Annotated in this window: 12 protein-coding genes; 4 read left to right on the top strand and 8 right to left on the bottom strand. The window is 72.3% G+C overall.

Annotated features, from left to right (window positions below; translation table 11 throughout):
- Window positions 1–5 precede the first annotated feature (5 nt).
- Both IH54_RS0111230 and IH54_RS0111225 read left to right on the top strand, forming a co-directional pair.
- The gene (locus tag IH54_RS0111230) at window positions 6–1,019 is read left to right on the top strand and encodes a TIGR03842 family LLM class F420-dependent oxidoreductase (protein WP_031515460.1); all 1,014 of its coding nucleotides are present in this window, start codon (window positions 6–8) and stop codon (window positions 1,017–1,019) included.
- A 171-nt stretch (window positions 1,020–1,190) separates the two neighbouring features.
- Window positions 1,191–2,621 carry a phytoene desaturase family protein gene (locus IH54_RS0111225; protein WP_031515459.1) on the top strand — a complete coding sequence of 477 codons (1,431 nt, stop codon included), beginning with the start codon at window positions 1,191–1,193 and terminating at the stop codon, window positions 2,619–2,621.
- A 69-nt stretch (window positions 2,622–2,690) separates the two neighbouring features.
- Here the strand turns inward: IH54_RS0111225 and IH54_RS0111220 are convergent, their stop codons facing one another.
- Window positions 2,691–3,023, bottom strand: coding sequence for a hypothetical protein (locus IH54_RS0111220; RefSeq protein WP_031515457.1), 333 nt, complete (start codon window positions 3,021–3,023; stop codon window positions 2,691–2,693).
- Between the two features lie 212 nt (window positions 3,024–3,235).
- Here IH54_RS0111220 and IH54_RS0111215 point away from each other — a divergent pair, with 212 nt between their 5' ends.
- Window positions 3,236–3,706 carry an SCP2 sterol-binding domain-containing protein gene (locus tag IH54_RS0111215; protein ID WP_031515455.1) on the top strand — a complete coding sequence of 157 codons (471 nt, stop codon included), beginning with the start codon at window positions 3,236–3,238 and terminating at the stop codon, window positions 3,704–3,706.
- A gap of 23 nt (window positions 3,707–3,729) precedes the next feature.
- On the opposite strand, the gene IH54_RS0111210 is transcribed toward IH54_RS0111215, so the two are convergent.
- Window positions 3,730–4,224 (bottom strand): NUDIX domain-containing protein, encoded by a 495-nt coding sequence (locus tag IH54_RS0111210; RefSeq protein WP_031515453.1) that lies wholly within the window; start codon window positions 4,222–4,224, stop codon window positions 3,730–3,732.
- A 78-nt stretch (window positions 4,225–4,302) separates the two neighbouring features.
- Between IH54_RS0111210 and IH54_RS0111205 the strand changes: the two genes are divergently transcribed.
- Window positions 4,303–5,463 carry a glycerate kinase gene (locus IH54_RS0111205; RefSeq protein ID WP_052397299.1) on the top strand — a complete coding sequence of 387 codons (1,161 nt, stop codon included), beginning with the start codon at window positions 4,303–4,305 and terminating at the stop codon, window positions 5,461–5,463.
- A gap of 337 nt (window positions 5,464–5,800) precedes the next feature.
- Here the strand turns inward: IH54_RS0111205 and pssA are convergent, their stop codons facing one another.
- The 6 genes from pssA to IH54_RS0111175 all read right to left on the bottom strand — a co-directional run.
- Window positions 5,801–6,652: a CDP-diacylglycerol--serine O-phosphatidyltransferase gene (gene pssA, locus IH54_RS0111200; RefSeq protein WP_031515450.1), complete on the bottom strand. Its 852-nt coding sequence runs from the start codon at window positions 6,650–6,652 to the stop codon at window positions 5,801–5,803.
- Window positions 6,639–7,286 carry a phosphatidylserine decarboxylase gene (locus tag IH54_RS0111195; RefSeq protein ID WP_031515448.1) on the bottom strand — a complete coding sequence of 216 codons (648 nt, stop codon included), beginning with the start codon at window positions 7,284–7,286 and terminating at the stop codon, window positions 6,639–6,641. Before IH54_RS0111195 ends, pssA begins: the two co-directional genes overlap by 14 nt.
- 192 nt (window positions 7,287–7,478) lie before the next feature.
- A complete protein-coding gene (locus IH54_RS0111190; RefSeq protein ID WP_031515446.1) occupies window positions 7,479–8,693 on the bottom strand; it encodes an acyl-CoA dehydrogenase family protein in 1,215 nt (404 codons plus the stop codon).
- A 1-nt stretch (window position 8,694) separates the two neighbouring features.
- The gene (locus IH54_RS0111185) at window positions 8,695–9,237 is read right to left on the bottom strand and encodes a MaoC family dehydratase (protein ID WP_043180559.1); all 543 of its coding nucleotides are present in this window, start codon (window positions 9,235–9,237) and stop codon (window positions 8,695–8,697) included.
- A 2-nt stretch (window positions 9,238–9,239) separates the two neighbouring features.
- Window positions 9,240–11,240, bottom strand: coding sequence for a protein meaA (locus tag IH54_RS0111180; RefSeq protein WP_031515442.1), 2,001 nt, complete (start codon window positions 11,238–11,240; stop codon window positions 9,240–9,242).
- Window positions 11,241–11,272: 32 nt separating this feature from the next.
- A partial coding sequence (locus tag IH54_RS0111175; RefSeq protein WP_031515440.1) for a zinc-binding dehydrogenase occupies window positions 11,273–11,767 on the bottom strand: 495 nt, incomplete at its 5' end.

Raw genomic sequence — 11,767 nt, 5'->3', positions numbered from 1 at the left:
GGCCCATGCACTTCGGCCTCGTGCTGCAGACCGACCCGCCCGCGTCCGACGTCGTCGCGCTCATGCGGCGCGCCGAGAGCCGGGGCTTCAGCCACGGCTGGACGTTCGACTCCGCCGTGCTGTGGCAGGAGCCGTTCGTCATCCACAGCCGCATCCTGGAGCACACCGAGCGGCTGACCGTGGGCACCATGGTCACCAACCCCGCGACCCGCACCTGGGAGGTGACCGCCTCCACCTTCGCGACCCTCAACTCGATGTACGGCAACCGCACCGTGTGCGGCATCGGCCGCGGCGACTCGGCGATGCGCGTCGCGGGCCGCCCGCCCGCCACTCTGGCCCGGCTCGGCCGCGCGATCACCGCGATCCGCGATCTCGCCGAGGGCCGCGAGGCGGTCGTCGACGGCACCGCGCTGCGGCTGCCGTGGGTGCGGGACGGGCGGCTGCCGGTGTGGATGGCGGCGTACGGGCCGAAGGCGCTGGCCATGGCGGGGGAACTGGCGGACGGCTTCATCCTGCAGCTGGCCGACGTCCATCTGACGGCGTGGATGGTCAAGGCGGTGCGCGCCGCGGCCGAACGCGCCGGGCGCGACCCGGCGTCGGTCACGGTGTGCGTGGCCGCGCCCGCGTACGTCACCGCGGGGGTCGCGCCGGGTGACCTCGCGCACGCCCGGGAGCAGTGCCGCTGGTTCGGCGGCATGGTCGGCAACCACGTCGCCGACCTGGTCGCGCGGTACGGCGCGCACTCCGCCGAGGTGCCGGAGGAGCTGACCGCGTACATCCGGCAGCGGCAGGGCTACGACTACGCGCACCACGGCCGCAGCGGCAACCCCGACACCGCGTTCGTGCCGGACGCGATCGTGGACCGTTTCTGCGTCATCGGCCCCCCGGAGGCGCACCTGGCCCGGATGCGCGCGCTGCGCGGGCTCGGCGTCGACCACTTCGCCCTCTACGCGATGCACGACGCCAAGCAGGCCACTGTGGACGCGTACGGCGACCACGTCATCCCCGCGATGGCGTGACCCTGCCATACGCACCGGGGTACCGAACCACGCGGCCGCGCAGTCTGGTTGGATGGGCCGCATGGGCAACGGAGTCGGTGCGGTGACCGGTGGGGCGGAGGCGGCGGGCGGCCCGCCCGCCTCCTGCTGCGACGCCGGAACGGGTGCCCGCGGCCGGACGGCGGTCGGGCCGTGAGCCGGGCCGTGGTCGCGGACGCGGTCGTCGTCGGGGCGGGCCCCAACGGGCTGACCGCCGCCGTCGAGCTGGCCCGCGCGGGCCTGAGCGTGCAGATCTACGAGGCCGCGGACACCGTGGGCGGCGGCGCCAGGACCGAGGAGCTGACGCTTCCCGGCTTCCGGCACGACCCCTGCTCGGCCGTCCACCCCTTCGGGATCGGCTCGCCCGCCTTCCAGGCGCTGCCGCTGGCCCGGCACGGCCTGGAGTGGCTGCACCCGGACGTGCCCATGGCGCACCCCTTCCCGGACGGCACCGCCGCCGTCCTCGCGCGGAGCGTGGGGGAGACCGCCGCGTCGCTCGGCCCGCGCGACGCGGGCACGTACCGCAGGCTGCTGGCGCCCTACATCGGGCACTGGGAGTCGATCGCCGCGGACTTCTTCCGGCCGCAGTGGTCGGGGGTACCGCGCGACCCCTACCGCTTCGCGCGCTTCGGGCTCACCGGCACCCCGCCGCTGTCGCTGCTCGCGCTGCGCTTCCACGACCCGAAGGCCCGCGGGATGCTCGCCGGGCTCGCCGGGCACGCGATCACGAGGCTGAGCCAGCCCTTCACCGGGGCGATGGCCATGATGTTCGCGCTCGCCGGGCACGAGCGCGGCTGGCCCGTCGCGCGCGGCGGCTCGCAGGCGATCTCCGACGCGCTCGCCGGGTATCTGACCGAGCTGGGCGGCGTGATCCGCACCGGCGTGACGGTCCGCAAGCTCGACGAGCTGCCGCCCGCCCGCGCCTACGTCTTCGACACCTCGCCGACCGCGCTGGCCCGGATCGCCGCCCTCGGCGACGCCTACCGGCGCTACCGCTACGGCCCCTCCGTCTTCAAGATCGACTACGCCCTCGACGGCCCCGTCCCGTGGACGGCGCCCGAGGCGCGGCGGGCCGGCACGGTGCACGTCGGGCCCACGTACACCGAGATCGGCGACGCCCTGAGCCGCGCGGTCACCGGCCGCCCGCCGCACACCCCGTTCCTGATCACCGCCCAGCCGGGCGTCGCCGACCCCTCGCGCGCCCCCGAGGGCAAGCACGTCTTCTGGGCCTACGGGCACGTGCCCAACGGCTGGCACGGCGACGCGACCGACGCCGTCGAGCGGCAGATCGAGCGCTTCGCCCCGGGCTTCCGCGACCTGGTGCTGGCCCGCGCCGTCACCGGCCCCGCCGGGCTCGCCGCGCGCAACGCCAACTACGTGGGCGGCGACATCGGCTGCGGCGCCTTCTCGGGCTTCCAGACGGTGCTGCGCCCGCGGCTCGCCGCGATCCCGTACGCGACCTCGCGCCCCGGGGTCTTCCTGTGCTCGTCCGCGACCCCGCCCGGACCCGGTGTGCACGGCATGAGCGGCCACAACGCCGCCCGCGCGGTGCTGCGGCACCTGCGCCGCACGGCCCGGCGCTGAGGCGGCGCGGCCGGAACGCGGAAGCCGCGGCGGGCCAGGCCCGCCGCGGCTCCGGTTCGTGCGGGGCCGTCAGCCCGCGTACGGCGACTGGCCCGGGGCCGGCTGCGAGGGGTAGCCGGGCTGCGCGCCGTATCCCGGCTGCACGCCGAACCGCACCTCGGACAGCGCCTTCTTGTAGATGACCTTGGCGAGGTAGCCCGACCCGAAGAAGATGTTCTGCACCACGTACCAGAACTTCTCGGCGCCGGTCATCTGGACCAGGCCGTAGTCGCTGAGGGCCTTCTTGACCGGGACCTTGGCGAAGTAGCCGGCGCCGAAGGCGATGCAGTGCAGGACGTACCAGAAGCTCTCGGCGGACGTGGTCTGGCCGCTGCCGAGCTGCTGGGTCTGGGGCTGGGACATGGTGGAGCCTTTCGCGGTACGCGAGTGAGCGATGGGGACAGTGCGGCCCGGGCCGCAAATCGCCTGCGGCAACGCGCAGTTCACCCGCGCCGACTCGGAAGCTTAGGGGTAAATGTTGCTCTCTGTCGCGGTGGTTCCGGGTTGTGGGCGGCCGGTGCGGAAACTATTCTTACTGGTCGGTAAGTTTACTCTGGAGTAAGGACGGTGGACCGATGGCCGCACTCGACGACCTCGACCTGGAGACCCTGGACTTCGGCACGGTCGAGCCCCGTGACTTCGCCCGGATCGTCAAGGGCCTGCCCGCCGCGCGGATCGCCGAGCTGATGGCCGGACGGCAGCGGCGCCGCGTCCTCGACGAGGTCTTCGGGCGCATGCACACCCTCTTCAAGCCCGACGCGGCCGCCGGCCGCGACGCCCTCGTCCGCTGGCGCATCACCGCTGCCGACGACGGCCCCGACGACGTCTACGAGACCCACATCGGCGGCGGCGCCTGCACCGTCACCCCCGAGCGCACCGACCGCGAGCCGCAGCTCAGCCTGGTCATGGCCGCACCGGAATTCCTCAAGCTCGTCTCCGGCAACGCCTCGGGGCCCACCCTCTTCTTCACCCGCAAGCTCAAGCTGAAGGGCGACATCCGGCTGGCCGGCTCGCTCACCTACTTCTTCGACATCCCCAAGGCCTGAGGATCCGCGCGGCGGTCACAGCACTAGGCGCCGCCCGGCAGCCCGTCGACGAGCTCCACGGGCGTGCGCCCGGAGGCCAGGCCTTCGACCGCCGCCCGCACCGAGCGCGCACCGTGCGGGGTGAGGTAGCGGTCCACCTCGGCGGGGTCGACCAGTTTCCACGAGTCCAGCTCGCTCTCCTGGACACGGATCGACGCGATCTGCTCGTCCGTCAGCACCCCGCCGTCGAAGAGGAAGGTCACCGAAGGCGGCCGCGGCGGCCCCGCCGTCGTCCACCCCATCACCAGCAGCGCGCCCGGCTCCACGTCCAGTCCGACCTCCTCGAGCGACTCGCGCCGCGCCGCCTGCCGCGGCGTCTCGTTCTCGTCCGACTCGATGGTTCCGCCCGGAAGCGTCCAGGTCTCACGGTAGTTGGGCTCGACGAGCAGGACTCTGCCGTCCGCGGAGCGGAAGAGCATGTTGGCCCCGGCGAGGATCCTCGGCAGCCCGGCTATGTACGTCGCGAAATCGGTCGTCATACCTCGAATCTACGGTCCGCCGCCCCGCGGCGGCGAACACTCCGGCACGCGGGATAGGGTCCGAGCTGCCGTTGAACCATGATCGGACGGGAGCTGACGAAGGTGGCCGACACCGCACGGAAGTCGCAGGGGCGGGTGCTGATCGCCGCCGACAAGTTCAAGGGCTCGCTCACCGCCGTGCAGGTCGCCGAGCACGTGGCCGCGGGCCTGCGGGCGGTCGTGCCCGGCCTCGACGTCACCGCGCTGCCGGTCGCCGACGGCGGCGACGGCACGGTGGACGCCGCCGTCGCCGCGGGCTTCACACGGCGCACCGTGCGTGTCACCGGGCCGCTCGGCGAGCCCGTCGAGGCGTCGTACGCGCTCCGCGAGGGCACCGCCGTGGTGGAGATGGCCGAGGCGTCCGGGCTGCGCCACCTGCCGCCCGGCGTCTTCGCGCCGCGCACCGCCACCACGTACGGCACCGGCGAGCTGCTGCGGGCCGCGCTGGACGCGGGGGCCCGCAGCATCGTGCTCGGTGTCGGCGGCAGCGCCACCACCGACGGCGGCGCGGGCATGCTCGCCGCGCTCGGCGCCCGGCTGCTGGACGCGCACGGCGCGCCCGTCGCACCCGGCGGCGCCGCCCTCGCCGGGCTCGCCACCGCCGACCTCGGCGGGCTCGACCCGCGGTTGGCCGCCACCGAGGTCGTGCTGGCCGGCGACGTCGACAACCCGCTGCTCGGCCCCACGGGCGCCGCTGCCGTCTACGGGCCGCAGAAGGGGGCGGACGCCGACGACGTACGCGCTCTCGACGCGGCGCTCGCGCACTACGCGGAGGTCCTGGACGCGGCCGACCTCGCCGCCGCACCTGGCGCGGGGGCCGCGGGCGGCATCGGCTTCGGTGCGCTCCTCGCCCTGGGCGCGGCCTTCCGGCCCGGTATCGACATCCTGCTCGACGTCCTGGGCTTCGTGGACGCGCTGGAGGGCGCGACCCTCGTCATCACGGGTGAGGGCTCGCTCGACGAGCAGACCCTGCACGGGAAGGCGCCCGTCGGCGTCGCCCGCGCCGCCGCGGCCCGCGGGGTGCCGGTCGCCGCGGTGTGCGGGCGGCTCGCCGTCCCGCCGGCCGCGCTCGCCGCCGCGGGCATCACCGCGGCGTACCCGCTCTCCGCGGTCGAGCCCGACCCCGCCCGCTCCATCGCTGACGCCGGCCCCCTCCTCGAACGCGTCGCCGCAACCCTGGCGGAGGAGCTGCTGCTCTGAGGTTGCGCTTGCCGCGCCGGGCACACCGGGGGCGCGGGCAATTGCGCGCGAAACCACCGGCCGCGCGCGGGTCGTCACCGGCCGCAAGGGGCAACTCGATCCGTACCGGACCCCCGGCCGATGGTGGGTTGCTCGCGCAGTCTTCCCCCAGAGCTTCGCCTGGGAGGCCGTCCCACACGCCGGTGAAGTACCCGGCGAGACAGGCGCGCCCTGAAAACGCTCGGGCCGCACGGCGGTCGTGCCGCAGAAAACGCAGAACCCGGCCGCGCAGTGTGAAAGCTCACTCTGCGCGGCCGGGCAGGCACTGCGGGGTGCGGCCCGGGAGGGGCCGCGGGGATTACCGAAGCGCGGTGGCGCGCGCCTCGCGGCGGTTGGCGCGGATCGTGTTCACACGGCGCGTCGTGGCGAAGCACGGAATGACCGCCGCAGCCATGCACTGGAGCGCGGCCCCGGTCTGGAGGAGCTGGTGCCCGCCGGGCACGTCCAGCGTCCAGGCCGTGAGGCACCCCATGCTCACCACGGTCCACGCGAAGGTGATCAGGGCGAGCCGGCCGCGCGGCTTGGGGTATTCGACGCGGCTCACCATGAGCCACGCCACACCCACGATCGCGCAGATCGTCGGAGCGAAGGGCAGCTCCAGCAGGATCAGGGAGACCACGGTCATCGCCCCGAAGGGGCTGGGCATGCCCTGGAAGACGCCGTCCCGCAGCGTCGTGCAGGAGAAGCGCGCGAGGCGCAGGACGACCGCGAGCACCACCAGGACGGCCGCTGCCGCCGACACCTTGCCGTACGCGTCGTCGGCGACCAGTCCCCACACGACCACGAAGTAGGCCGGGGCGAGCCCGAAGCTGATCAGGTCGGAGAGGTTGTCCAGCTCCGCGCCCATCGCCGAGCTGCGCAGCTTGCGCGCCACCAGCCCGTCGCAGAGGTCGAAGACGGAGGCCAGCAGCATCAGCGAGACCGCGGTGGCCGCGCTGTGCTTGGACATGCCGCCGTCGCTCGTGCCGTTCAGGTGCGGGACCAGCACCCCGGTGGTGGTGAAGTAGACCGCCAGGAAGCCGCAGATCGCGTTGCCGAGCGTGAGCGCGTCCGCGATGGACAGCCGAGTGGACAGGGGGAGGTCGTCGACCTCGTCCTGGAGTTCGGTCACCCAGTCGGACTGCGCCGTATCGCCGTCAGTCACGGTCAAGGCGTGTCACCCCAGCCGTGGTGGTCTGGCCGACCTCGACGCCCGCCTCGATGCCCTCGGGGAGGTAGACGTCGACGCGTGAGCCGAAGCGGATGAGCCCGATGCGGTCGCCCTGCTCGACCTTGCAGCCGCGCGGCACGTACGGCACGATCCGGCGCGCGACCGCGCCGGCGATCTGCACCATCTCGATGTCGCCGAGGTCGGTGTCGAAATGCCACACGACCCGCTCGTTGTTCTCGCTCTCCTTGTTGAACGCCGGAACGAACCCGCCGGGGATGTGCTCGACGGAGGAGATCGTGCCGGCCAGCGGAGCGCGGTTGACGTGCACGTTCAACGGGCTCATGAAGATCGCGACGCGGGTGCGCCCGTCCTTCCACGGCATGACGCTCTGGACCACACCGTCGGCCGGGCTGATCACCCGTCCTTCGGCGATCTCCCTCTCGGGGTCGCGGAAGAACCACAGCATCCCGGCTGCCAGGGCGGTGGCGGGGACTGCCACGGTCGCCCAGCGGCCGGACTGGCGCGCCTTGACGAGGGAGACCGCCGCGGTGGCGACGGTCGGGAGGAGCCACGGTGATGCTCCACGGGCGAGGCGGACCCGGCCGCGCGGTGCAGGGGAATGGCTGTGGGGCATGGAAGACCTTCGTAGCGGAGGATGCCGCGAATTGCTTCTGGGGACGGCGGCTTTGGTCGATGGTATCGGCTGACACCGGCAACTGGGCAAGCGCGAGGCCGAGTCGGTGGCCGGTTCTGGTGGCTCTCCGGCGGCCGAAACCATGGCGCAGTGTGATGTTTGCCTCGGGTAAATGCATCCAAAATTGGACATTTACCCCTGGAATCGATACTCCTCCAGAAGTCGCCGTCCGATGATCATTTTCTGGATCTCGGCGGTCCCCTCGCCGATCAGCAGCATCGGGGCCTCCCGGTACAGCCGCTCGATCTCGTACTCCTTGGAGAAGCCGTAGCCGCCGTGGATGCGGAAGGCGTCCTCGACGACTTCTTTGCAGAACTCCGACGCGAGGTATTTGGCCATGCCCGCTTCCAGATCGTTCCGCTCGCCGGAATCCTTCTTGCGTGCGGCATTGACCATCATCTGGTGGGCGGCCTCCACCTTGGTGGCCATTTCGGCGAGCTTGAACTGCACCGCCTGGTGCTCGGCGATCTGCTTGCCGAAGGTGTGCCGCTGCTGTGCGTAACCGATGCCCAGCTCGAAGGCACGCTTGGCGACGCCGCAACCACGCGCGGCGACGTTCACCCGGCCCACCTCGACGCCGTCCATCATCTGGTAGAAACCACGCCCGCCGACGCCGCCGAGGACCCGGTCGGCGGGGATCCGCACGTCCTGGAGCACCAGCTCGGTGGTGTCGACGCCCTTGTAGCCCATCTTCTCGATCTTGCCCGGCACGGTCAGGCCAGGCACCGCGGGGTTCGGGCCGAAGCCGGGCTCCTTCTCGATGAGGAAGGTGGTCATCGAGCGGTGCGGCGGCGCGTCCGCCGGCTGCCCCTCGTCGGTCCGGCACAGCACCGCGACCAGGTTCGACGTGCCGCCGTTGGTCAGCCACATCTTCTGGCCGTTGATCACGTACGCGTCCCCGTCGCGGACCGCCCTGGTCCTGATCGCGGACACGTCCGAGCCCAGGCCCGGCTCCGACATCGAGAACGCGCCGCGCACCTCGCCGGCCGCCATCCGCGGCAGGAAGTGGTCCTTCTGCTCCTGCGTGCCGTGCTGGCGGATCATGTACGCGACGATGAAGTGCGTGTTGATGATGCCCGACACGCTCATCCAGCCGCGCGCGATCTCCTCCACGACCAGTGCGTAGGTGAGCAGCGACTCGCCGAGGCCGCCGTACTCCTCGGGGATCATCAGCCCGAAGACGCCGAGCTGCTTGAGGCCCTCGACGATGGCGAGGGGGTACTCGTCGCGGTGCTCCAGCTCGGTGGCGACCGGCAGGATCTCCTTGTCGACGAAATCCCGGACGGTCCCGATGATCTCCCGCTGGATCTCGGTCAGGCCCTCGGTGCGCGCGAGACGGTCGGCCATGTCACTTCCCTTCCGGCTGCGTCGAGGACTGCTCCACGGGCCGGGGCCGCGGCTCCGGGCGGCCCGGCTGCTCGCCGCCGCGCTGCTCGACGTACCGGGCGGTCGGCACCATCACCTTGCGGTGGAAGACGCACACCAGGGTGCCGTCCTGGTTGTGGCCGCGCGTCTCGACACGCACGATCCCGCGGTCGTCGCGGCTCTTGGACGGCCACTTGTCCAGCACCGTCGTCTCGCCGTAGATCGTGTCGCCGTGGAAGGTCGGCGCGACGTGCCGCAGCGACTCGACCTCCAGGTTGGCGATGGCCTTGCCCGACACGTCCGGTACGGACATGCCGAGCAGCAGCGAATAGACGTAATTGCCGACGACCACGTTGCGGCCGAAATCGGTGGTCTTCTCCGCGTAGTTGGCATCCATGTGCAGCGGGTGGTGGTTCATGGTGAGGAGGCAGAAGAGGTGGTCGTCGTATTCGGTGACGGTCTTCCCCGGCCAGTGCCGGTAGACGGCACCGACCTCGAACTCCTCGTAAGTGCGGCCGAACTGCACGGTCATACCTCCAGCTTGTCCTGCTCGACGGGCCCGTCGAACTCGTCGAGCTCGTGCGCGCGCCGGATCTCGTCCACGATCCGGCCGATGATCCCGGTGATACCGAAGTCCTTGGGCGTGAACACCGCCGCCACACCGGCCGCCCGCAAGGCGGCCGCGTCCGCGGCCGGGATGATGCCGCCGACCACCACCGGCATGTCGTCCGCGCCCGCGGCGTGCAGCCGCTCCAGCACGTCCGGCACCAGCGCGCTGTGCGACCCGGACAGGATCGACAGGCCCACGCAGTGCACGTCCTCGGCCACCGCGGCCGCCACGATCTGCTCGGGGGTCAGCCGTATGCCCTGGTAGACGACCTCGAAGCCGGCGTCGCGGGCGCGTACGGCGATCTGCTCGGCGCCGTTGGAATGCCCGTCCAGGCCCGGCTTGCCGACCAGCAGCCGCAGCCGCCCGCCGCCCAGCTCCCGCGCGGTCTCCGCGACCCGGCGGCGGACCTCGGCGAGCGCCCCGCCGTCGTCCGCCGCGACCGCCACCGGCGCGCCGCCGACCCCGGTCGGGGCGCGGAACTCGCCGAAGACCTCGCGCAGCGCGCCCGCCCACTCGCCGGTCGTCACACCCGCCCTGGCGCACTCCAGGGTCGCCGCCATCAGGTTGTCCGTGCCCTCGGCGGCCTCCCGCAGGGCGGCCAGCGCGGCCTTGGTACGCGGCTCGTCGCGCTCGCGCCGCCACTCCTCCAACGCGGCCACCACGCGGGCCTCGGTGGCCGGGTCCACCGTGTGGATCGCGGTGTCCAGATCGGCCGTCAGCGGGCTCGGCTCGGTCGCCCGGTGGACGTTGACGCCGACGATCTTCTCCTCGCCGGACTCGATGCGCGCCCGGCGCGCCGCGTGCGAGGCCACCAGCTCCGACTTCAGGTAGCCGGACTCCACGGCCGCCATCGCGCCGCCCATCTCCTCGATGCGCGCCATCTCGGCGGTCGCCAGCTCCACCAGTTCGGCGACCTTCGCCTCGACGACATGGCTGCCGTCGAAGAGGTCCGGGTATTCCAGCAGGTCGCTCTCGTAGGCGAGCACCTGCTGGATGCGCAGGCTCCACTGCTGGTCCCAGGGCCGGGGCAGGCCCAGCGCCTCGTTCCAGGCCGGGAGCTGGACGGCCCGGGCGCGGGCGTCCCTGGACAGCGTCACGGCCAGCATCTCCAGCACGATGCGCTGCACGTTGTTCTCCGGCTGCGCCTCGGTCAGCCCGAGCGAGTTGACCTGCACCCCGTAGCGGAAGCGGCGCTGCCGCGGGTCCTCGACGCCGTAGCGCTCGCGCGTGACGGTGTCCCAGATCCGGCCGAAGGCGCGCATCTTGCACATCTCCTCGACGAAGCGCACCCCGGCGTTGACGAAGAACGAGATCCGCCCCACGACCTCGCCGCGCCGCTCCTCGGGCACCTGCCCGGAGGCGAACACCGCGTCCAGCACGGCGACCGCGGTGGACATCGCGTACGCGACCTCCTGCACCGGCGTCGCGCCCGCCTCCTGGAGGTGGTAGCTGCAGATGTTGATGGGGTTCCAGCGCGGGACGTGGTGCACCGCATACGTGATCGTGTCGGTGGTCAGCCGCAGCGACGGGCCCGGCGGGAAGACGTGCGTCCCACGCGACAGGTACTCCTTGACGATGTCGTTCTGCGTCGTGCCCTGCAGGGCCGGCAGCTCGGCCCCCTGCTCCTCGGCGACCACCTGGTAGAGCGCCAGCAGCCACATGGCGGTGGCGTTGATGGTCATCGAGGTGTTCATGCGGTCGAGCGGGATGTCCGCGAAGAGCCGCCGCATGTCGCCGAGGTGCCCGACCGGCACCCCGACCCGGCCCACCTCGCCGCGCGCCAGCACGTGGTCGGCGTCGTAGCCGGTCTGCGTCGGCAGGTCGAAGGCGACGGACAGGCCCGTCTGGCCCTTGGCGAGGTTGCGCCGGTAGAGCGCGTTGGACTCCTCCGCGGTCGAGTGGCCCGCGTAGGTCCGCATCAGCCACGGGCGGTCGCGCTGCCCGGGCCCGCTCACGCGGCCGCTCCCGCGGCGGCGGTGGAACTGCCGGGCGCCGCACCGGCTGCGGCTGCGGCTGCGGCGTCGCGGAAGAGGTTGATGGACGCCAGGTGGCGTTCACGCGTCTCGGGGTCGGTCACTCCCATGCCTTCCTCAGGGGCCAGCGCGAGCACGCCGACCTTGCCGTGGTGGAGGTTGCGGTGCACGTCGTACGCGGCCTGGCCGGTCTGCGCCAGCGGGTAGGTGCGGGACAGCGTCGGATGGATCTTCCCTTTGGCGATCAGCCGGTTGGCCTCCCAGGCCTCACGGTAGTTGGCGAAGTGCGAGCCCACGATGCGCTTGAGGGACATCCACAGGTAGCGGTTGTCGTACTCGTGGGTGTAGCCGGAGGTGGAGGCGCAGGTGACGATGGTGCCGCCCTTGCGGGTGACGTAGACACTGGCGCCGAAGGTCTCGCGCCCGGGGTGCTCGAAGACGATGTCGACGTCCTCGCCGCCGGTCAGCTCGCG

The sequence above is a fragment of the Streptomyces sp. NRRL F-5123 genome (assembly GCF_000721495.1).
Lineage (GTDB): Bacteria > Actinomycetota > Actinomycetes > Streptomycetales > Streptomycetaceae > Actinacidiphila.
Note: the sequence above shows the minus strand (reverse complement) of the source record. Positions and strands in the feature narration are given on the sequence as shown.